The sequence below is a fragment of the Streptomyces sp. NPDC002276 genome (assembly GCF_053891435.1).
This window is the reverse complement of sequence record NZ_JBSFCQ010000012.1, coordinates 233,260-253,817: the sequence shown is the minus strand read 5'-3', so window position 1 is coordinate 253,817 and position 20,558 is coordinate 233,260. Positions and strand designations below refer to the sequence as shown.

Genomic DNA, 20,558 nt, shown 5'->3' with positions numbered 1-20,558 from the left:
GATCCCTGTCCCTCTACCGAACTCCCGGATTCGATGGCACCGTCGGGTTCCCGACCGGCGCGTCCGCAGAAGGAGACCTCCGTGGCCAAGAGCAAGAAGAAGAAACTCCCGCTCGTCTACCAGCCCGTCGGCCTGGTCCTGGGCATCGTGAGCGGCGCCCTCGCGGGCCGCGCCTTCCGCGCTGCGTGGAAGGCGATACGGCACGAGGAGGACGCCCCCGACCCGCTGGACCGCGACCGCGGCTGGGGCGAGATCCTGTTCGCCGCCGCGCTCCAGGGCGCCCTGTTCGCGGTGGCGCGCAGCGCGGCGGACCGTACCGGCGCGAAGGCCATCGAGCGGTCGACCGGTGTCTGGCCGGCGAAGGACAAGGGCGGCCGGGAGTAAGGGAGTTGAGGGGCCTCAGCCCTGTTCGGACGCGGTGGGCGGTACCGGGCGGAGAGTGAAGGAGTGGCCGGCCGGGTCCGCGTACACGCGCTCCTCGTACGGGCCCGGCATGTCCTTGGTCTCCAGCGCGCGTCCGCCGAGGCCGATGACCCTGCGCTCCGCCTCGTCCAGGTCCTCCACCAGGAAGTCCAGGTGGACCTGCTGGTTGTTCTCGGCGCGGGGCCAGCTCGGCGGGATGGCGCCGGCGTCGCGGCGGAACGCCAGCCGGGTTCCGTCCGCGCCCCTGATCTCCACCTGGTCGAGCGAGATGTCCGTCTGTTCGCCGTCGAGCAACTCCGTGTAGAACACGGCGAGTTTCTCCGGCTCGACCGCGTCGAGCACCACGAAGCTTGCGGTCACGAGTGCCATGGTTCCTCCGAGAATTCAGGCGCGCAAGCGTCGAGTTCGGTTGCCACGCACCCAACGGGTATCCCCGTTCGGCCGGTTGATGCCGACGGCCCGCCTGGATCGGCGAACCTTTCGGTGAACCTCTCGGTGAACCCGCCGGTTCACCCTTCAGTCGGCCACCAGCCACCGCCCGTCGCGCATCAGCTCGCGCCCGTCGAGTTCATTGGCCTCCCGCCAGGCCTGGACGCGCCGCGGCAGGATCCTGAAGTAGTTGTAGGGCGTGGTGAGTCGGCGTGGGTCGAAGCCTGTCCTGGAGGCGAAGATCTCGGCGTCCTCCTCGGGCAGCTCGGCGGGCGTCAGCATGGTCACGGTGCCTTCGATCATCACCACGTCACGGGTCGGTCCGATCCCGAGCCGCGCGACGCGGGTCGCCGCGAGGTTGCGGCCGGTGGGGCTCGCGGCCGGGGTGGCGAACAGCAGGGTGGAGCCGTCCCACACGAACGACAGCGGTACGAGATAGGGCGCTCCCCCGTCCGCGCCGGCCGTGGCGAGCCACGCGTCCTCGTCGTGCTCCAGTCGGCGGAGTGTGTCCTGCTTGCGCTGCTTCGCGCCGCGTGCGGGCTCTTGAGTCATGGTTCCAGTCTGCCGCTCACCCCTCCGCCGCCGCGCGGATCTCGGCGAGCCGCGCCGCCGCCGCGCTCAGCAGCAGGTCCTGCGCGGCCGGGTAGGAGCTGTGCCGCATGGTGGCCACGAGATGGCGGGCCGTGGCCGCGATGTGCGGGTGCGTGTCGGCGGGCAACCGGGCGTACATCGCCTGCCATACGGCGGCCTCCGCGTCGCGGGCGGGCTTCGGCAGCGCCGTGTTCGCGGAGTCGAGGGCGCCGAAGGCGAGGGCCTGGTCGACGTAGGCGTGGTAGATCCGTACCGCGTCGGCGTCGGGGAAACCGGCCCCGCGCAGCACCCCGAGGATCGTCTCCACGGCCTGGATCTCATACACCCGCCCGGTCACCCGGTAGGAGCTGAGCATCGCCGCCCTCGGGTGCGCGAGCGCTCCCGCGTGCATGCGCAGGCCCAGGTCGCGCAGGTCGGCCAGCCAGTCGCCGGTGGGCCGCCAGGTGCGCAGGGTGCGGCCGATCAGCTCGTCGGCGACGGCCAGCATCAGGTCGTCGGTGTGCCGGAAGTAGCGGTAGAGGGAGCTGGGGTCGGCGCCCAGGGCGCGGCCGAGACGGCGTACGGAGAGGGCTTCGGCGCCGTGTTCCTCGATCAGCCTCAGAGCGGTCTCGACGATCAGTTCCTCGGACAGGACGACGCCCTGCTTGGTGGGGCGTCTGCGCCGGCGGTCGGCAGCCGGGACGACACGCTCGCTCATACGACGACCTCCTCTGTCGCTCGGGTCCGGGTGACCGCACCTTATGACAACACCGTTGACCTGTTAAGGGCCCGCGCAGTTTCATGTGCGTTCACCGGGGCCGTTCGGGCCCCCCGGTGCGAGCGGAGAGCACGCCATGATCGACACGCCACCCCCGTCGGGGCCCGCACTGCGCAAGTCCCTCGGTCTGCTGGACGGCGTCGCCATCGCCGCGTCCAGCACCGCCGCGACCACCAGCATCGGCATCGGTCTCGGCGTGACCGCCGGGGTGGTCGGGCTGCATCTGCCGGCCATCATGCTGCTGGCGTTCCTGCCGATCCTGGGCATCGCGGGCGCCTACTCCCGGCTCAACAAGGTCGAGCCGAACGCGGGCAACGGCTATGTGTGGGTGGGCCGTTCACTCACTCCGTGGCTCGGCTTCCTGGTCGGCTGGGTGAACATCGTCGCGACGATCGCGTTCCTCGCGTACACCACGGCGGTCACCGGCTCGGCGATGATCCAGCTCGCCGGAGAGGCCGGACTGCACCGGCTGGCCGGGCTCGGTCTCGACCCCGGCTCGACGGCCCAGACCACCGCCGTCGGGATCGTCGTCCTGGTCGCCGTCACCCTCACCGCGGTCACCGGCGTCCGCACCGCCGCCCGTCTCCAGACTGGACTGCTGATCTTCGAGTACGTCGTCCTGCTCGGGTTCTGCGGCTACGGCATCGTCACCGGCCCGCACTCCTTCAGCCTGAGCTGGTTCGACCCCTTCGCGATCCCCTCGGCCTCCGCGCTCGCACAGGGCCTGCTGCTGTCGGTGTTCTGCTACTGGGGATTCGAGGCCGCGTTCACCGTGAACGAGGAGGTGCGCGACCCGCGCGACGCGTCCCGGGCCGGGCTGATCACCCTCGTGACGATGCTCGGACTGTTCCTGCTCGGCTCGATCGCCTTCCAACGGGTGCTGTCCGAGGGCGAGTTGGCGGGCCACGGCGCCCAGGGCCTGGCCTACTTCGGCGACCGCCTCGCCTCCCAGCCACTGGCCGCGCTGCCGTTGGTGGCGCTGATGTTCTCGGCGGTCGCCTCCCTCCAGGCGGGGGTGATCCCCACCGCACGGGGCATGTTCGCGATGAGCCGCGACCGCACCCTCGGGCCCGTCTGGTCCAAGGTCAGCGCGCGCTACGGCACTCCGGCCCTCGGCACCCTGCTGATCGGCGCGCTGGCGACGGCGGTTGCCGCACTGGCGCTGGTGATCCCCCGCCTCGCCGACATGATCATGGCGACGGTGAACGCCGTGGGCATCGTCGTCGCCCTCTCCTACGCGCTCACCGCCGTCGCCGCCGCCGTACGCTTCCGCTCCCTCCTCCAGGAGGACTGGCGACAGGGCATCCGCGCGGTGGTGCTGCCCACGCTGAGCGCCCTGAGCCTGCTGGGGCTCGGCGGCTATCTCGCCTGGTCCTTCTACACCTCCATCGACCACCTCGAAGTCAGCGCGGACAACGGCTGGTTCCTGCTGCTCACCCCGACCGCGATGATCGCGTCGGGTTTCGTGGCCGCCGCCTGGGCGAAGTGGGTACGCAAGTCGCCCTACTTCCAGTCCGGTCGGGGCACCGACGCCGACGCCCCGCAGCTGCTCGTCACCTCCTCATGACCCCCGCAAGGAAACGGACCATGCACGCAGACCTCCTCTTCACCAACGGCCATGTCCTCACCCCCGAGGGCCGCACGGCGACCGCCGTGGCCGTCACCGGCGACCGCGTCACGGCCGTAGGCCATGCCGAGGTGCACGAGCTCGCCGGTCCTGGCACTCAAGTCGTCGATCTGGCGGGGCGGTTGCTGCTGCCCGGGTTCCAGGACGCGCATGTGCATCCGGTGCCGGCGGGGCTTGAGCTGACCCAGTGCGATCTGACGGGGACGAGGACGGCGGCGGACACGCTGGCCGCCGTGCGTGCCTACGCGGACGCGCATCCCGAGCGGGAGTGGATCACCGGGGGCGGATGGTCGATGGAGGCGTTCGAGGGCGGCACGCCGACGAGGGAGCTGCTGGACTCGGTCGTACCGGACCGGCCGGTGTATCTGCCCAACCGGGACCATCACGGCGCGTGGGTCAACAGCCGCGCCCTGGAGCTGGCGGGCATCACGCGGGACACGCCCGATCCGGCGGACGGGCGGATCGAGCGGGACGCGTCGGGCGAGCCTGCTGGAACGCTCCAAGAAGGGGCGATGCAGCTCGTCGGCAGGCTCACGCCACCGACCACACCCGCCGTCCGGCTGGCCGCGCTGCTGCACGCCCAGCGGCATCTGCACGCGCTCGGCATCACGGCCTGGCAGGACGCGATCGTCGGGAAGTTCGCGGGGATGGACGATCCGTCGGACGCGTATCTGACGGCCGCCCGCGACGGCTCGCTCACCGCGCGGGTGGTCGGCGCGCTGTGGTGGGACCGGGAGCGCGGGGCCGAGCAGATCCCCGAACTCGTCGAGCGGCGGGCCGCGTTGAGCCACGGCCGGTTCCGGGCGGACAGTGTGAAGCTGATGCTGGACGGGGTCGCCGAGACCGGAACCGCCGCACTGCTCGACCCGTACCTCGACAAGTGCGGCTGCGCCACGGGCAATCGGGGCACCAGCTTCATCGACCCGGAGCAACTGCCCAAGTACGTCGTCGAGTTGGACGCGCTCGGGTTCCAGTGCCATTTCCACGCGCTGGGCGACCGGGCCGTACGGAACGCGCTGGACGCGGTCGAGGCGGCGCGGGAGGCGAACGGGCCGAGTGACACCCGGCCGCATCTGGCGCACCTTCAGGTGGTGCACCCGGACGACGTGGCGCGGTTCGCGCGGCTCGGCGCGGTCGCGAACATCCAGCCGCTGTGGGCGGCGCACGAACCGCAGATGGACGAGCTGACGATTCCGTTCCTCGGGCCCGAACGGGCCTTGTGGCAGTACCCGTTCGGGGCGCTGCTGAGGTCCGGGGCCACCCTCGCGGCGGGCAGCGACTGGCCGGTGAGCAGTCCCGATCCGCTGCTGGGCATCCATGTCGCGGTCAACCGGGTCCACCCCGGGGGCTCCGAGTCCGTGTTCCTGCCGGGCGAACGGCTCGGGCTCGCGGAGGCGCTCACGGCGTACACCGCTGGTTCGGCGTACGCGAACCATCTCGACGACACCGGTCGGGTGGCAGCGGGCGCGCTGGCGGATCTGGTGGTCCTGGACCGCGATCCGTTCGCCGCTCCGCCGGAGGAGATCGCGGAGACGCGGGTGGCGCTCACCTATGTGGGCGGGGCGGAGGTGTACGCGGCCTGAAGCGGTCGTTGGTGGACAGGTGTCCAGCTATAGTGGACACCTGTCCAAGACGACGAGGGGTCGGCTGATCGTGGAAACGCTCGCGAACGTGCTGGTGGGCCTGGTGGCCGCGCTGCATCTGTACATCCTGGTGCTGGAGATGTTCCTGTGGCAGAAGAAGCCCGGGCGCGGCCTGCACGGCTTCGACCCCGAGATGGCCAGAGCCACCGCACCCATGGCCGCCAACCAGGGGCTGTACAACGGCTTTCTCGCCGCGGGTCTGATCTGGGGCCTGATCGCCGCCGACCCGACCGGCTTCCGCGCCCAGGTGTTCTTCCTGAGCTGTGTCGTGGTCGCGGGCGTTTACGGCGCGGTGACGGCGAACCGGCGCATCCTGTTCGCGCAGGCGCTGCCCGGCGCGCTGGCCCTGGCCGCCGTACTGATCGCCCGGTGACCCGCGCCGAGCCCGAGGACCCGCGGGCCGCCCGCACCCGGGCACGGCTGCGCCAGGCGCTCCTCGACGAGTGCGCCGAGCACCCCCTGGAGGAGGTCGGCGTCGCCGCCCTGGCGCGCCGGGCCGGGGTCGGCCGGGCCACCTTCTACGTCCACTACGACGGTCTGGAGGCGCTCGCGGTCGACGCCTGCGCGGACGTCGTACGGGACGCGGTGGAGGCGCTGCACGCCTGGCGCGGGCGGCCCGACCCGGTGCACGCGCCGCCCGCGCTGCCGGAGTTCTTCGCCGGTCTGCTCCCCCACGCGGCCCTGTACCGCGGCCTGTTGAGCCCGGGCGGCGGCGGTCCACTGGGCCGTGTCCTGCACCGGGACCTGCGCGCCTACAGCCTCCGCGAGCGCGAACTCGCGGGCGCGGCGGACGCCCCGCTGGTCGCCTCGGCGGTCGCCGGGACCTTCGGCGGGGTGCTGGCCGACTGGCTGCACGGGCTGTTGGCGGGCACGCCGGAGGAAATCGCCGACCAGGTATGGCAGTTGCTGGTCGCCCTGCACATGAGCCGGTGACGGCGGCTCACTGACAGGCGATGCCGGACGGTGCCGAGGGCCAGGCCTCCACGCCGTCGGAGGTACGGATGTACGCCGTCGACCGGTCCGGAGTGAACCACAACTGCCAGTCGTGGAACCGGTATCCGGTGTCGCGCGCCCCCTCGGGCAGGCGGACGTCGCCGTCGTAGGGGGCCGAGAGCGTGTCCGTCGAGAACAGCCCTTCGGGATCACGGACATACGTCACGCCGTCCGCTCTCCGACCGGTCTGTAGGAAGTGCGCCGTCTGCCAGTCGCAGTGCGCGGCCCCGGCCGAGCTCCTCACCACCGTGGTCGCCACGCGACGGCCGTCCTTGTCGGTCCAGATCTCGTATCCGTGCGCCTCCGCGAAGCCCGCCGGGAATTCGGCCGGATCGCAGGAGGCGCTGGACTCCGGGCCCCAACCCGGCCTGTTCTTACGGTCCTTGGCGACGACGACGGCGACCTTCGTGCGGCCGTCGACGTCGTAGGAGAACAGCACGCGCCCGTCCGACTCGCGCTCGACCCGGTACCCCGTGCGCGGCACTTCCGGCTGCTCGATGTCGAAGTAGGCCCGCAGACCGCCCTCGGGGGTCCGGCCGCCGTCGCCCTCGCTCCAGGCGTCGGCGCCTCCGCCCTCGTACATCGTCCCTTCGCACTCCAGCGCCCGTCCCGCGGCACCCGACTTGTCGGTGCCGGTGGCAGGTACGTAGAGCGGTCCGCCGTAGGGCGTGGCAGGCGGGGTGCCCGCGACCACGACGTTCTTCCCGTCCCCGTCGTCACCGCACCCCACGGCCGTCACGGCCGCCAGCACGGCGACCGCCGTGAGCCCTCTGCGCATGCGCTCCCCCTCGTGTGTCGTTCCTACGACGCGGGGGCGGGCCGAAACGTTCGGGTTCAGCGGGCTTCCTGGAACGTCCGCCGGTAGGCCTGCGGGGAGACCCCGATCGCCGCGTGCAGATGCTGGCGCAGGGAGGCGCCGGTCGCGAAGCCGACGCGGCCCGCGATCTGGTCGACCGACAGGTCGCTGGCCTCCAGCAGGTCGCGGGCGCGGGCGACGCGCTGCTGGATCAGCCAGCGGCCGGGGCTGAGGCCGACCTCGTCGTTGAAGCGGCGGGCGAAGGTGCGCAGGCTCATGCCGGCGTGGCGGGCCAGGTCGTTCAGGGCGAGGGGTTCGTCGAGGTGGCCGAGGGCCCAGTCGCGGGTGGCGGCCGTGCTGGTGGCGCCGGAGTCCGGGACCGGCTGCTGGATGTACTGGGCCTGGCCGCCGTCACGGAACGGCGGGACGACACAGCGGCGGGCGACCGTGTTGGCGAGTTCGCTGCCGTGGTCCGTACGCACGATGTGCAGGCAGATGTCGACTCCGGAGGCCGCGCCCGCGGAGGTGAGGATCCGGCCGTCGTGGACGAAGAGCACGTCGGGGTCCAGTTCGACCCGCGGATACAGGGCCCGGAAGCGGTCCACGACCTGCCAGTGGGTGGTCGCGCGGCGGCCGTCGAGGAGACCGGCGGCGGCGAGCACGAAGGCGGCCGTGCAGATCGAGACGATGCGTGCGTCGGGACGGATCCGGGCGAGGGCGGCGGCGATCTCGGCGGGCAGGCCCTCGGGGATGCGCGGGGTGGCCATGGAGGCGACCACGACCGTGTCCGCCGTTTCGAGGATCTCAGGCCCGTGCTCCACCGCGACCGAGAAGTCGGCGTTGGTGCGCACCGGACGGCCGTCGACCGTGCAGGTCAGCACCTCGTAGCGGCCGTCGGCAGCGCCGAAGATACGGCTGGGGATGCCCAGCTCGAAGGGGTAGACGCCGTCGAGCGCCAGGACCACGACCCGTTCCACATGCTGCATGGCACGATTCTATCGAAGGTTGGCCATCGTGCCATTTTCTTGTCGGGCGGCTCCCGGCAGGCTGGTTGACCATGAGCACTGTGAACACGATGCGAGCCGTCAGTCAGCACGTCCTCGGCGGTCCCGAGGTCCTCGAAGTGGTCGAGGTCGAGCGGCCCGCGCCGCGCGCCAACGAGATCCTGATCCGGGTGCGGGCCGCCGGGCTCAACCCCACCGACTGGAAGCACCGGAAGACCGGCGGATTCCTCGGCGAGCCGCCCTTCGTCCTGGGCTGGGACGTCTCCGGCGTCGTCGAGGCCGTCGGTGTGGGCGTCGCCCGGTTCCAGCCCGGCGACGAGGTCTTCGGGATGCTGTCCTACCCGTGGGGCCACGGCTCCCACGCCGAGTACGTCGCCGCCCCGGCCCGCGCCTTCGTCCACAAGCCGGCCGCGATCGACCACGTCCAGGCGGGTGCGCTGCCCCTGGTCGCGCTGACCGCGTGGCAGGCCCTGGTGGAGAACGCGGACGTCAGGCCGGGTCAGCGGGTGCTGGTCCACGCGGCGGCCGGCGGGGTCGGGCACGTGGCCGTGCAGATCGCCAAGGCGCGCGGCGCGTATGTGATCGGCACGGCGAGCGCGGGCAAGCACGACTTCCTGCGCGAGCTGGGCGTGGACGAGGCGATCGACTACCGGGAGACCGACTTCGCCGAGGCCGTCAAGGACGTCGACGTGGTCCTGGACACGATCGGCGGCGAGACAGGACTCAAGTCGCTGCGGGTGCTGCGGCCGGGCGGGGTCGTGGTGTCGATCATTCCGATCGGCAAGGACGACTTCTACGAGGAGGCCGAGCGGCTCGGTGTACGGGCGGTCCGGATGCTCGTCGACGCCGACCGCGCCGACATGGAGGCGATCGCGGAACTCGTCGAGGCGGGCGAGCTGCGCGCGACGATCGCCGGGACGTTCCCGCTGGCCGGTGCCGCCGAGGCACACGCGCTCGGCGCCACCGGCCGCACCGCGGGCAAGCTGGTGCTGACGGTCGACTGACCGGGTCGGAAGCTGAGCAGGGGCCGATGCGTCAGAACGTGAGCACGGGCTTGATGGCCTTGCCCTCGTTCATGTCCCGCACCGCCTGGTCGATGTCCGCGAACGGATAGGTCGTGATCAGGCGGTGCAGCGGGAGCCGTCCCTCCTTCACCAGCCGTACGAGGGCGGGGATGAAGCTCCGCGTCTCGCTGTCGCCGAGGGTGAGGCCCTCGATCCGCCTCCCGGGGATCAACCCGTTGACGTCCAGGGCGACTTCACTGCCGAACGGCGGTGCCCCGACGACGACCAGGGTGCCCCGGGCGGCGAGCGCGTCGGCGCCCTGGCGGAGGACGGCGACACTGCCGGTGGACTCGACGACGCCGTCGGCGCCGTGTCCGTCCGTCAGTACGGCAAGGGTCTCCCCGAGATCGGCCTCCCCGGCGTTGACGGTGTGGGTGGCGCCCAACTCCTTTGCCAGCAGGAGGCGTTCGGCGATCCTGTCGACGGCGATGATGCGGGACGCGGGCGTCAGCGCCGCCGCCATCACCGCCGACAGGCCCACGGCCCCGGCGCCGAGCACCACGACCGTGTCGCCGAGCCGGGGCTTGAGGACGTTCCAGACGGCACCGACCCCCGTCTGGACTCCGCACCCCAGTGGGGCGATCGACTCCAGCGGCACGTCCGGGTCGACCTTCACGAGGCTGCGCTCGTCGACCAACGCCCGCTCCGCGAACGAGGATTGACCGAAGAAGTGTCCACCGAGGGGCTGCCCGTCGCGGCTGATGGTGCTGCTGCCGTCGGCGCGGCGACCGCCGATGAGGTTCAGCGGCAGCCAGGTCGCGCAGTAGGCGGGGTGTCCGCCCCGGCAGTTGCGGCAGTCTCCGCAGGACGTGAAGGACAGCACGACATGGTCGCCGGGTGCGACTCCGGTGACGGCGGAGCCGACCTCCTCGACGACACCGGCGCCCTCGTGACCGAGAACTCCGGGGAGCGGGAAGGGCAGTCCGCCGCTCGCCACTCCAAGGTCGGTGTGGCACAGGCCGGTTGCGACGACCCGGACGAGCGCCTCGTGCGGGCCCGGCTCGGCCAGTTCGACGTCGGCAAGCGTGAAGGGTGCGCCGCCCGACTCGACGACGGCCGCGCGCGTGGTGGTGGACATCGTACGAACTCCTTGGTGGGCGTGGTCAGTCGAGCGAGACGACGACGGACTTGGTCCGGGTGTAGGCGGCGAGGCCCTCGGGGCCGTACTCGCGGCCGAAGCCGGAGTCCTTGACGCCGCCGAAGGGGACGTTGGGGTCGAGCATCGCCCAGTCGTTGACCCAGACGATGCCCGCCTGGAGCCGGTCCGCGATGCGGTGGGCGCGGGCGAGGTTGCCGGTCTGGACGCCCGAAGCCAGGCCGTAGGGTGTGGAGTTGGCGAGTTCGACGGCCTCGTCCTCGGTGTCGAAGGGCTGCACGGTGAGGACCGGGCCGAAGATCTCCTCCTGGATCACCCGGGAGTCGTTGGCGAGGTCGGCGATGACGGTGGGCTTGTAGTAGTAGCCGCCGTCCAGGTCGAGGCGTTCGCCGCCGCAGACGATGCGGGCGCCCTCCTTGCGGGCGAGGTCGACGTACTCCTCGACCTTCCGCAGATGCCTCTCCCCCGCCATCGGGCCGACGACGGTCTCGGGCAGCCGGGGGTCGCCGAGCGGTACGCCGGGGACGGCGTCGGCGAGGATGTTGAGGAGGGTGCTGTAGACGGGGCGGGCGACCAGGAGGCGGGGGCCGCCCATGCAGAACTGGCCGGTGTTGAAGACGAAGCCCTTGATGACCGCGCCGACGGCCTTCTCCAGGTCGGCGTCCTCGAAGACGAGGTGGGCCGCGTTGCCGCCGAGTTCCATGGTGACGGGCTTGAGGTTCTCGCCCGCGATGCTCGCGGCATGGCGTCCGACGGCGGTGGAGCCGGTGAAGGCGATCTTGTCGACCCCCGCGTGCCGCAGCAGGGCCTCTCCGGCGACCGGTCCGGTGCCGGTGACGACGTTGACGACGCCGTCCGGGACGCCCGCGCGCTGGAGCAGTCCGGCCATGTAGAGGGCGCTGAGCGGGGTCTCGTCGGCGGGCTTGTGGACCACGGTGTTGCCGGCCGCGAGGGCGGGAGCGAGCTTCGAACCGGCAAGGATCAGGGGGAAGTTGAAGGGGGTGATCGCGGCGACCACGCCCAGCGGCTCGCGCTTGGTGTAGGCGAGGGCGTTGAGCGGGGTGTCGCGGGTCGAGCCGTCCAGGGAGAACGCCAGGGCGGCGTAGTGCTCGTAGTCGTTGGCCGCGTTGGTGACGTCGACGGCGTGGCACAGAGTGATGGGCTTGCCTACGTCGAGGCTTTCCAGGTGGGCGAGTTCGTCGGCGTTCTCGCGGATGAGTTCGGCGACGCGGTGCAGGATCCGGCCGCGTTCACGACCGCTGAGGCCGGACCAGCGGCCGCTGTCGAAGGCCTCGCGGGCGGCGCGGACGGCCGCGTCGACGTCGGCGGGGCCCGCCTCGGCGACGGTGGTGACGACCCGGCCCCGGGACGGGTCGACCACCTCGGTGCGCGCTCCGTCGGCGGCCTCGCGCCACTGCCCCCCGACGAACAGGCGGCCGGGTTCGATCTCGAAGGCGGTCATCGCCACTCCTCAGCATCGTTGCCAAGATTTCAACCAACAGGATTCCTGTTGATTGCTCGTCTGGTCCGCAGTCTCATTACAGACAGGTTTCCTGTCAATGCTCTAGGGTGAATCCATGGCTGAATCCCTGGTTGGCGCCCAAGCGACGAAGACACTCCCGTCCCTGCTGTACATGGTCAAGCAGGTGGAGCTGGTCGTCCGCTCACGCCTGGACGAGCTGGTCAGGCCCTATGGCGTCACCGCACTCCAGTACACCGCGCTCACGGTTCTGGAGCGACACGACGGCCTGTCGGCGGCGCAGCTGGCCCGGGACTCCTTCGTCACCGCGCAGTCCATCGCCGATCTAGTCCGCTCACTGGAGGGGCGCGGGCTGATCCGCCGCGAGCGCAATCCGCGCAACCGGCGCGAGCTGCTGATCCTGCTGACCGGCGAGGGGCGCGAGCTGCTGGCGGGCTGCGCCGGGCCGGTGCGGGCGCTGGAGGAGCGGATGGTGCGCGAGCTCACGGCGCACCAGAGCGAGCAGTTCCGCCAGGCACTTTCCAAGGCCTGGCACGCGCTGTCGTAGTGCTGGCTGGAACATCTCAGAAAGGTCTGGCTCGATTCGAAGACATATGTCAATCGAACATGCTCAAATTCACTCCATCGAGGGTAACTTGCAGGGCGGGGACTGTTGGAGGTGATGTGGTCGTGCAGCAGGAACCCACGCCGCTCACCCGGCATCTGCGCATCCACCAGGACCGGGGGTTCACGGTGCTGGAGTTACGCGGCGAGATCGACATCGCCGCGGCGGTGGAGATCATCCCGTATCTGGACCGGGTGACCGGCAGGCCGGGCGCACGGATCGTGCTGGACCTGCGGCATGTCGAGTTCTTCGACTGCTCGGGTCTCCGCCTGCTCTTCCGTGCCCGCCTTCGGGTGCTCGACCAGGGCGGCAGGCTGCACCTCGTCTGCACCCATCCGCTGACCCTGCGCATCCTCCGGATCACCGGACTCGCGCAGCTGCTGCCGCCCCGTCCCACGCTGGACGCGGCCCTGGAACAGACGGAGACCACGCCTACCTGAGGATCTTGGTGACCTGACCGGCGCCCACGGTCCGGCCGCCCTCGCGGATCGCGAACTTCAGCCCCTCCTCCATCGCGATGGGCTGGATCAGCTCGACGTGCATGGTCGTGTTGTCGCCCGGCATGACCATCTCGGTGCCCTTCGGCAGGGTCACCACACCCGTCACGTCCGTCGTGCGGAAGTAGAACTGCGGGCGGTAGTTGTGGAAGAAGGGCGTGTGCCGGCCGCCCTCGTCCTTGGAGAGGATGTAGGCGCGGGCCTCGAACTCCACGTGCGGGGTGACCGATCCGGGCTTGATGACGACCTGGCCGCGCTCCACGTCCTCGCGCTTGACCCCGCGCAGCAGCAGTCCGACGTTCTCGCCCGCCCGGCCCTCGTCGAGGAGTTTGCGGAACATCTCGATGCCGGTGACGGTCGTCTTCGTCTTCTGCTCGTGGATGCCGATGATCTCCACTTCGTTGTTCACCTTCAGCACCCCGCGCTCGATCCGGCCGGTGACGACCGTGCCGCGCCCGGTGATGGTGAAGACGTCCTCGATCGGCAGCAGGAACGGCCGGTCCACGTCCCGTACCGGCTGGGGCACGAACTCGTCCACGGCGTCGAGGAGTTCGAGCACGGAGGCGGTCCACTCCGGGTCCCCTTCGAGGGCCTTGAGCGCGGACACCTTGACCACCGGGAGGTCGTCGCCGGGGAACTCGTACTCGGTGAGCAGCTCCCGCACCTCCAGCTCGACCAGTTCCAGGATCTCCTCGTCGTCGACCATGTCCGTCTTGTTGAGGGCGACGACGATGTACGGCACGCCGACCTGCCGGGCCAGCAGCACATGTTCCTTGGTCTGCGGCATGGGCCCGTCGGTGGCCGCGACGACCAGGATCGCGCCGTCCATCTGGGCGGCGCCGGTGATCATGTTCTTGATGTAGTCGGCGTGGCCGGGGCAGTCGACGTGCGCGTAGTGCCGTCGTTCGGTCTGGTACTCGACATGGGCGATCGAGATGGTGATGCCGCGCTGCCGTTCCTCGGGCGCCTTGTCGATCTGGTCGAACGGCGTGAAGGGGTTGAGGTCGGGGAACCGGTCGTGGAGCACTTTCGTGATGGCCGCCGTGAGCGTGGTCTTGCCGTGGTCGATGTGACCGATGGTGCCGACGTTCACATGGGGTTTCGTCCGCTGGAACTTCGCCTTCGCCACGGCGAGTCCTCCTGATCACCTCGGTGCTGCCGAGCGTTGCTCCGTCCCCTCATGTCTATTCGTTCGGCGGCGCGTCGAACAGGGCGCTGACGGACTCGCCGTTGTGAATGCGGCGCACGGCCTCGGCGAGCGCCGGGGCGATGGAGAGGATGCGCAGTTTCTCGGTGCGCTCCTCCTCGGGGACCGGGACCGTGTTGGTGCAGACGATCTCCAGTACGTCGGGCTGCTCCCCGATCCGCTTGAGCGCGCCCGCCGCGAACAGGCCGTGCGTACAAGCGACTCGGATCGATCGCGGTCCCAACTCCCGCAGCCGGTCGAGGAGTTCGAGCACCGTGCTGCCCTTGGCGATCTCGTCGTCCAGGACGATGACGTCCCGGCCCGCGATGTCACCGATGACGGAGCTGATGACGACCCGGTCGTCCGCGTAGCGCTGCTTGGCACCGGCCGCCACCTGGGCGCCGATCAGCCGGGCGAACGCGGCGGCCTCCTTGGCGTTGCCGAGGTCCGGGGAGACGACGGTGGTGCGCGAGAGGTCGTACTGCCGGAAGTGCGCGGCGAGTTCGCGCAGCGCGTGCAGATGGTCGACCGGCACCGAGAAGAAGCCGTGCACCTGCGGCGAGTGCAGGGTCATCGCCAGGACCCGGCTCGCGCCCGCCGCCACCATCAGGTCGGCGACCAGCCGTCCGCCGAGCGAGATGCGCGGGGCGTCCTTCTTGTCGGAGCGGGCGTAGGAGTAGTGCGGCATGACGACGGTGATCCGCCCGGCGGACGCGCCGCGCGCCGCGTCGCACATCAACAGCAGCTCCACCAGGTTCTCCTGAACCGGTTTGACGAGCGGCTGGATCAGGAAGACGTCCCGTTCCCGGCAGTTGGCCTGGAGCTGTACCTCCAGGCAGTCGTTGGCGAACCGGCTGACCCGGGTCGGGCTGAGCGGTACACCGAGATGCGCGCAGACCTCCTTCGCCAACTCGGGGTGGGCACTCCCGCTGAACACGGCGATGTCTCGCACGATCTGCTCCTCGCATGATCATTCCCGGCCGTGCCTCATGCTACTGACACCGAAAACAGGTTGCGGACCCACCGGCCGGGGGCGCCATGATGGCCGCGTCCGTGCCCTCTCCCGTCAGGAACCCTCACATGCGCCGACTCCTCGGAATCCACCGCCCTTCCCACTGGACGACGGTTCTTGAGGACTCGACCACGCATGCACACCCTGAACATCGGAATTCTGGCCCACGTCGACGCCGGTAAGACCAGCCTCACCGAGCGGCTGCTGTTCGACCACGGCGCGACCGACCGGCTCGGCAGCGTCGACTCGGGTGACACCCGTACGGACGACGGCGCGATCGAGCGACAGCGCGGGATCACCATCCGCTCGGCCGTCGCCGCCTTCACCGTCGGCGACACCCAGATCAACCTGATCGACACCCCCGGTCACGCGGACTTCGTCGCCGAGGTCGAGCGCGCCCTGGAAGTCCTCGACGGCGCGGTACTGCTGCTGTCCGCCGTGGAGGGCGTCCAGGCGCGGACCCGCGTCCTGCTGCGGACCCTGCGGCGGCTACGGCTGCCCACGCTGGTCTTCGTCAACAAGATCGACCGCGCGGGCGCCCGCTCCGACGACCTCCTGGCGGACATCCGACGCCGGCTGACCCCGCACGTCGTACCGCTGACGGACGTGACGGGCCTCGGCACCCCCGGCGCCCGAGTGCTGCCCCGCCCGCCCGGCGACCCGGACCTGGCCGAAGCCCTGGCCGACGTCGACCCGTCCGTCCTCTCGGCCGTCGTCGACGGCCCGCACCCCACACCGGACGACCTGAGCAAGGCCCTCGCCACCCGCACCGCCGACGGCTCGATCCACCCGCTCCTGTTCGGCTCGGCCCTCGGCGGCCAGGGAATCCCCGAACTCGTCGCACGACTGGTCCAGTTGATCCCGCCCGCGGCGGCCGGTTCGGGCCCCCCTCGCGGCACGGTGTTCGCGGTACGCCCCGGTCCCGGCCGCGAACGGACGGCGTATCTGCGGCTCTACGACGGTGAGGTGGCCCCGCAGCAGCGGCTCACGTTCCGTCGGCAGGGAGCGGACGGGCGGGCCGTCGAGGTCTCCGGGCGGGTCACGCGGCTCGATGTGATCGGCCGGCCCGGACCGCTCACGGCCGGGAACATCGGCGCGCTGACCGGCCCGAAGGACATCCGGGTCGGCGACCGGCTCGGCGAACTCACCGAGCGGGCACCGCAGTTCGCGCCGCCGACCCTGGAGACCGTCGTACGGGCCCGGTGTCCCGAACAGGCGGCGGCGCTGCGTTCGGCACTGCTGACACTGGCCGACCAGGACCCGCTGCTGCACGCGCGGCCCGCCGCCTCCGGGGCGACCGTGCTGCTCCTGTACGGCGAGGTCCAGAAGGAGGTCCTGGCGGCCACCCTGGTCCAGGACTTCGGCGTCGAGGCCGACTTCGAGCCGAGCCGGGTGCGGTTCCTGGAACGCCCGGCCGGGACCGGCGAGGCCTGCGACGAACTGCCGTGGCACGACGGCACCCGCTACTGGGCGACGATCGGGCTGCGCGTCGAACCGGGACCGCGCGGCTCCGGCGGGATCTTCGCGTACGAGACCCAACTGGGCGCGCTCCCCCGCGCGTTCCACCAGGCCGTCGAGGACACGGTCCACGCGACCCTGCTCGGCGGACTGCACGGCGCACCCGTGACGGACTACCGGGTCACCCTCACCCGGTCCGGTTTCGTCGGTCCGCTCAGCACGGCCGGGGACTTCCGCGGCCTCACGCCGATCGTGCTGCGCCGGGCGCTGCGGCTGGCGGGAACGCGGCTGTACGAGCCGTACGTCGCGTTCGAGACGGAGGTCCCGCAGGACGCGCTCGCGCCGGTGACTTCGCAACTCGCGTCCTGTCGCGCCGAGTTCACGGGGACGACCGGGGGCGTCGGCTCCTGGCTGATCACCGGTGAGCTGCCGGCCCGGCGGGTACGGGACGTGGAGTCGGCCCTGCCCGGGCTCACGCGCGGTGAGGGGGTGTGGTGGTCACGTCCGTCCGGTGACCGTGAACTGCGGTCGCGCTGAAGGGTGTTCGGGGCGTCCGAGGCGAGTGTCACAACATGAACCGGACCGTGATCCGGAAAGGTCACGGGACGCATGGGGCGAGGCGGCCGGGAAATGCTGTCTGCGCGGTCGACCAGGGCTTCTGGCGATCCGAACAGTGACTTTCCACGCCTGTGCGCCCTCCGTGCCCCCGTCAGCCCGACCGTTCCACCAACGCGTCGGCCTGACCGGGCATTTGGGGGGCATGCGGATACCGAGGAAGGGAGGGCCGTCCCCATGACGACTTCCATCAGCCGTATACCCCGGCGCATGCCGGGCTGGGCGAAGGTGCTCACCGCCGTCGTCGTTGTCATCGCCGTGCTGTTCGCCGGGCTGCGGCTTGCCGTGCTCCCTGGACTGCGGGACATCTTCGGCACCGAGACCCACGACCGTTCGGGTCCGGCGCTGCTCAAGTCCATTCAGGACATGAGCCGTTACGACGCGGCCTCCGGCAACTTCCAGGTCGTCGTGGACCTGGAGAAGGACGCCAAGTTCCTGCCCGCCGCGATCCGCGGCACCCGCACGCTGTACGTCGGCGCGGGCACCGTGGAGGGCTATGTCGACCTGGGCAAGCTCGGCAAGCAGGACGTGACGGTCAACGGTGACCGCACGTCGGCCAGCATCACGCTGCCGCACGCGACGCTCGGCAAGCCGGCGCTGGACCCGGACCACTCGTACACGGTGTCCAAGCAGCGCGGTCTGCTGGACCGCCTGGGCGACATCTTCTCCGACAACCCCAACAGCGAGCAGGCCGTGCAGAAACTCGCCTCCAAGCACATCGCCGAGGCGGCGAAGACCAGCGGTCTGACCACCCGCGCCGAGACCAACACCACCAACATGCTCAAGGGCCTGCTCGGCTCGCTGGGCTTCACGACGGTGACCATCTCGTACGCGGCCTGAGCGGCCGTCGGCAACCCGTGTGCGGGCACCCGCGCCGTACACGGGTTCCGTCCGCCGCCACGGCATCCTCCGCCGATTCGGGGGTAACCGCCCTACGACACAGGGAAGTTGAAGACCGGAGGACCTCACGCATGGGCCGTACCGCCGCACGTCTGCGCCGCACCAGGACCGAGCCCAAGACCGAGGCCGGGCCGAAAGCGGCCCGCGCCCCGCGCCCGTCGAAGCCCGCACCTCCCCAGCGCTACCAACTCCCCCTCCCGCTACGCCTGTTGTCGATGCTGCTCGGCTTCGTGTTCATGGTGGCGTTCGCCGTCGTACTGGCCAAGCTGACCCTGGAGCCGTCCCCCGCGTCGAAGGCGCTCGTGCACACCAACCTGCACCCGGGCCGCTCCCTGAAGGCCTATCTCGACCAGCCGGCCATGCGCGACGCCGTGAAGCAGATCGGCGGGAACATCGTGCTCGGCATCCCGTTCGGGGTGCTGGTGCCGGTGTTCGCGCCCCGGGCGCGCGGCATCCTGAAGGTGCTGCTGCTGACGGCGACCGTGATGCTCCTGGTGGAGTTCGCGCAGGGCGCGCTGATCACCGGGCGCGCCTTCGACATCGACGACGTGATCCTCAACACCACTGGTGCGCTGGTGGGTTGGGTCCTGCTGGGGCGCCGGCTCGGCCGGGCGGTACACGCGCGGAAGCCGGCCGTGAAGGCGGCAAGGACGTCAAAGGCAGCGAAGGCGTCCAAAGCGCCGAAGGCCGCTTCGTAACGATCACCTACCGGCCCGTAACGTTCAACTACTGGTCCGTACCAAGGTATTGACGCTCTCCTTATCTCACTTCTTAAATCAAGAGGCGACGCTTTCACCCCCCACCTCAGTCGGCGTGTCGGTCCCCACGTCCGCCGTACAGAAGGGAATGCCGTGGCCTCCCCACGCGTACTCCGCAGATGCCTCTTCGCCGCCCTGTCCGCCGTACTGGTCGCGTCCGCCGCGATCGGTCCGGCGCGGGCGGCCTCCACGTCGGACGCCCAGGCCGACGCCGTCACGTTCTCCGACACCTTCGACGGAGCGGCCGGCAGCGCCGTCAACTCCTCGAAGTGGACGCAGGAGACCGGCGACAACGTCAACAACCACGAGCGCGAGTACTACACGTCCGGCACCAACAACGCGGCGCTGGACGGCCAGGGCCATCTGGTGATCACGGCCAAGAAGGAGAACCCGGCCAACTACCAGTGCTGGTACGGCACTTGCCAGTACACCTCGGCCCGGCTGAACACCTCCGGGAAGTTCAGCGCGCAGTACGGTCATGTCGAGGCGCGGATGCAGATCCCGCGCGGGCAGGGCATGTGGCCGGCGTTCTGGATGCTCGGCACCGACATCGGCTCGGTCGGCTGGCCCAACTCGGGTGAGATCGACGTCATGGAGAACGTCGGCTTCGAACCCTCCACGATCCACGGCACCATCCACGGCCCCGGCTACTCCGGCGCCAACGGGATAGGCGCCGCCTACACGCTGGCGAACGGCGCGGCCTTCGCGGACGCCTTCCACACGTTCGCCGTCGACTGGGCGCCCAACTCGATCAAGTGGTCGGTCGACGGTGTCGTCTACCAGACCCGCACGCCCGCCGACGTGGGCGGCAACACCTGGGCGTTCAACAAGCCGTTCTTCCTGATCCTCAACCTCGCGGTCGGCGGCGACTGGCCGGGCGACCCGAACAGCGCCACGGCCTTCCCGGCCAAGCTGGTGGTGGACTCGGTGTCGGTCACCACGAGCGACACGGCCACCGGGGTGGCGATCAAGGGCCTCGCCGGCAAGTGCGCCGACGTCAACGGCGCGAACTCCGCCAACGGGACCGCCGTACAGCTCTACGACTGCAACGGCTCGGCCGCCCAGCAGTGGACCGTGGGCTCCGACGCCACGATCCGCGCGCTCGGCAAGTGCCTGGACGTGAACGCCGGCGGCACCGCCGACGGCACGAAGGTCCAGCTCTACGACTGCAACGGCTCCGCCGCCCAGCAGTGGGCCGTCAGCTCGGCGAACGACATCGTCAACCCACAGGCCAACAAGTGCCTGGACGTCACCGGCAACAACTCGGCCAACGGCACCCCGCTACAGATCTGGACCTGCTCCGGCGGCGCCAACCAGAAGTGGACGGTCGGCTGAATCCGTAAGGCCTAATGCGGCAACCAGGTGAACTTGTCCCCGCCGACCCAGCGGACCACGTCCGGGTCGTCCAGGTCGCGGACCGTGATGCCGCACACGGCCGCGACCTCCAGCACGTCGGTGATGCCCTGGGCCTCGCAGACCATCTCCCCGTCGATCTGCACGATGCGGAACGGCGGGGTGCCCGGCTGCACCTTGAGCACCATGATCCGTGGGGTCGAGATGTGCGGGCTGGCGATTTCGGTCATGCAATAGAGCCTAGAACGCATCACGCGGTCGCGAGTGGTCCA

The 20,558-nt window shown here is 70.6% G+C and carries 22 protein-coding genes; 12 read left to right on the top strand and 10 right to left on the bottom strand.

Features of this window, described 5'->3' with window-relative positions; translation table 11 throughout:
• Nucleotides 1-81 precede the first annotated feature (81 nt).
• Nucleotides 82-384, top strand: coding sequence for a DUF4235 domain-containing protein (locus ACWIHT_RS29125; protein WP_456171259.1), 303 nt, complete (start codon nt 82-84; stop codon nt 382-384).
• Nucleotides 385-399: 15 nt separating this feature from the next.
• Here the strand turns inward: ACWIHT_RS29125 and ACWIHT_RS29120 are convergent, their stop codons facing one another.
• The 3 genes from ACWIHT_RS29120 to ACWIHT_RS29110 form a co-directional block, all read right to left on the bottom strand.
• Entirely contained in the window at nt 400-792 is a 393-nt protein-coding gene (locus ACWIHT_RS29120; RefSeq protein WP_456171258.1) for a VOC family protein, read from the bottom strand.
• Nucleotides 793-939: 147 nt separating this feature from the next.
• Nucleotides 940-1,404 carry a pyridoxamine 5'-phosphate oxidase family protein gene (locus tag ACWIHT_RS29115; protein ID WP_456171257.1) on the bottom strand — a complete coding sequence of 155 codons (465 nt, stop codon included), beginning with the start codon at nt 1,402-1,404 and terminating at the stop codon, nt 940-942.
• Nucleotides 1,405-1,420: 16 nt separating this feature from the next.
• Complete coding sequence (locus ACWIHT_RS29110) at nt 1,421-2,140, bottom strand: TetR/AcrR family transcriptional regulator (RefSeq protein ID WP_456171256.1); 720 nt, start codon at nt 2,138-2,140, stop codon at nt 1,421-1,423.
• Between the two features lie 136 nt (nt 2,141-2,276).
• Between ACWIHT_RS29110 and ACWIHT_RS29105 the strand changes: the two genes are divergently transcribed.
• The 4 genes from ACWIHT_RS29105 (at nt 2,277) to ACWIHT_RS29090 (ending at nt 6,403) form a co-directional block, all read left to right on the top strand.
• Entirely contained in the window at nt 2,277-3,767 is a 1,491-nt protein-coding gene (locus ACWIHT_RS29105) for an APC family permease (protein ID WP_456171255.1), read from the top strand.
• A 20-nt stretch (nt 3,768-3,787) separates the two neighbouring features.
• Nucleotides 3,788-5,410, top strand: coding sequence for an amidohydrolase (locus tag ACWIHT_RS29100; RefSeq protein WP_456171254.1), 1,623 nt, complete (start codon nt 3,788-3,790; stop codon nt 5,408-5,410).
• A 70-nt stretch (nt 5,411-5,480) separates the two neighbouring features.
• Nucleotides 5,481-5,843 (top strand): DUF1304 domain-containing protein, encoded by a 363-nt coding sequence (locus tag ACWIHT_RS29095; protein WP_355911344.1) that lies wholly within the window; start codon nt 5,481-5,483, stop codon nt 5,841-5,843.
• Nucleotides 5,840-6,403, top strand: a complete 564-nt coding sequence (locus tag ACWIHT_RS29090; RefSeq protein WP_456171253.1) for a TetR/AcrR family transcriptional regulator — start codon at nt 5,840-5,842, stop codon at nt 6,401-6,403. Before ACWIHT_RS29095 ends, ACWIHT_RS29090 begins: the two co-directional genes overlap by 4 nt.
• Before the next feature lie 7 nt (nt 6,404-6,410).
• Here the strand turns inward: ACWIHT_RS29090 and ACWIHT_RS29085 are convergent, their stop codons facing one another.
• Both ACWIHT_RS29085 and ACWIHT_RS29080 read right to left on the bottom strand, forming a co-directional pair.
• Complete coding sequence (locus ACWIHT_RS29085) at nt 6,411-7,241, bottom strand: hypothetical protein (RefSeq protein WP_456171252.1); 831 nt, start codon at nt 7,239-7,241, stop codon at nt 6,411-6,413.
• A gap of 56 nt (nt 7,242-7,297) precedes the next feature.
• Complete coding sequence (locus ACWIHT_RS29080; protein WP_456171251.1) at nt 7,298-8,245, bottom strand: GlxA family transcriptional regulator; 948 nt, start codon at nt 8,243-8,245, stop codon at nt 7,298-7,300.
• 71 nt (nt 8,246-8,316) lie between these two features.
• Here ACWIHT_RS29080 and ACWIHT_RS29075 point away from each other — a divergent pair, with 71 nt between their 5' ends.
• Entirely contained in the window at nt 8,317-9,267 is a 951-nt protein-coding gene (locus ACWIHT_RS29075) for an NADP-dependent oxidoreductase (protein WP_456171250.1), read from the top strand.
• Between the two features lie 31 nt (nt 9,268-9,298).
• Here ACWIHT_RS29075 and ACWIHT_RS29070 read toward each other — a convergent pair whose 3' ends face one another.
• Together ACWIHT_RS29070 and ACWIHT_RS29065 are read right to left on the bottom strand one after the other, a co-directional pair.
• Nucleotides 9,299-10,405 carry an NAD(P)-dependent alcohol dehydrogenase gene (locus tag ACWIHT_RS29070; RefSeq protein ID WP_456171249.1) on the bottom strand — a complete coding sequence of 369 codons (1,107 nt, stop codon included), beginning with the start codon at nt 10,403-10,405 and terminating at the stop codon, nt 9,299-9,301.
• Between the two features lie 25 nt (nt 10,406-10,430).
• A complete protein-coding gene (locus tag ACWIHT_RS29065; protein ID WP_456171248.1) occupies nt 10,431-11,885 on the bottom strand; it encodes an aldehyde dehydrogenase family protein in 1,455 nt (484 codons plus the stop codon).
• Between the two features lie 115 nt (nt 11,886-12,000).
• On the opposite strand from ACWIHT_RS29065, the gene ACWIHT_RS29060 reads away from it, so the two are divergent.
• Nucleotides 12,001-12,450, top strand: coding sequence for a MarR family winged helix-turn-helix transcriptional regulator (locus ACWIHT_RS29060; protein ID WP_456171247.1), 450 nt, complete (start codon nt 12,001-12,003; stop codon nt 12,448-12,450).
• A 59-nt stretch (nt 12,451-12,509) separates the two neighbouring features.
• Nucleotides 12,510-12,947, top strand: a complete 438-nt coding sequence (locus tag ACWIHT_RS29055) for an anti-sigma factor antagonist (RefSeq protein ID WP_456171246.1) — start codon at nt 12,510-12,512, stop codon at nt 12,945-12,947.
• On the opposite strand, the gene tuf is transcribed toward ACWIHT_RS29055, so the two are convergent.
• Complete coding sequence (tuf, locus tag ACWIHT_RS29050) at nt 12,940-14,133, bottom strand: elongation factor Tu (protein WP_200709938.1); 1,194 nt, start codon at nt 14,131-14,133, stop codon at nt 12,940-12,942. The genes ACWIHT_RS29055 and tuf overlap by 8 nt on opposite strands.
• A 55-nt stretch (nt 14,134-14,188) precedes the next feature.
• Nucleotides 14,189-15,142: a ribose-phosphate diphosphokinase gene (locus ACWIHT_RS29045; protein WP_200709939.1), complete on the bottom strand. Its 954-nt coding sequence runs from the start codon at nt 15,140-15,142 to the stop codon at nt 14,189-14,191.
• Nucleotides 15,143-15,337: 195 nt separating this feature from the next.
• Between ACWIHT_RS29045 and otr(A) the strand changes: the two genes are divergently transcribed.
• The 4 genes from otr(A) to ACWIHT_RS29025 all read left to right on the top strand — a co-directional run bounded on the left by otr(A) (nt 15,338) and on the right by ACWIHT_RS29025 (nt 20,268).
• Entirely contained in the window at nt 15,338-17,197 is a 1,860-nt protein-coding gene (gene otr(A) / locus ACWIHT_RS29040) for a tetracycline resistance ribosomal protection protein Otr(A) (RefSeq protein ID WP_456171245.1), read from the top strand.
• Between the two features lie 255 nt (nt 17,198-17,452).
• Nucleotides 17,453-18,115: a DUF4230 domain-containing protein gene (locus tag ACWIHT_RS29035; RefSeq protein ID WP_456171244.1), complete on the top strand. Its 663-nt coding sequence runs from the start codon at nt 17,453-17,455 to the stop codon at nt 18,113-18,115.
• Nucleotides 18,116-18,246: 131 nt separating this feature from the next.
• Complete coding sequence (locus tag ACWIHT_RS29030) at nt 18,247-18,873, top strand: VanZ family protein (protein WP_456171243.1); 627 nt, start codon at nt 18,247-18,249, stop codon at nt 18,871-18,873.
• 153 nt (nt 18,874-19,026) lie between these two features.
• On the top strand, nt 19,027-20,268 hold the full coding sequence (locus tag ACWIHT_RS29025; protein WP_456171242.1) for a ricin-type beta-trefoil lectin domain protein: 1,242 nt from the start codon (nt 19,027-19,029) through the stop codon (nt 20,266-20,268).
• Nucleotides 20,269-20,279: 11 nt separating this feature from the next.
• On the opposite strand, the gene ACWIHT_RS29020 is transcribed toward ACWIHT_RS29025, so the two are convergent.
• On the bottom strand, nt 20,280-20,516 hold the full coding sequence (locus ACWIHT_RS29020) for a hypothetical protein (protein WP_456171241.1): 237 nt from the start codon (nt 20,514-20,516) through the stop codon (nt 20,280-20,282).
• Between the last annotated feature and the right edge of the window lie 42 nt (nt 20,517-20,558).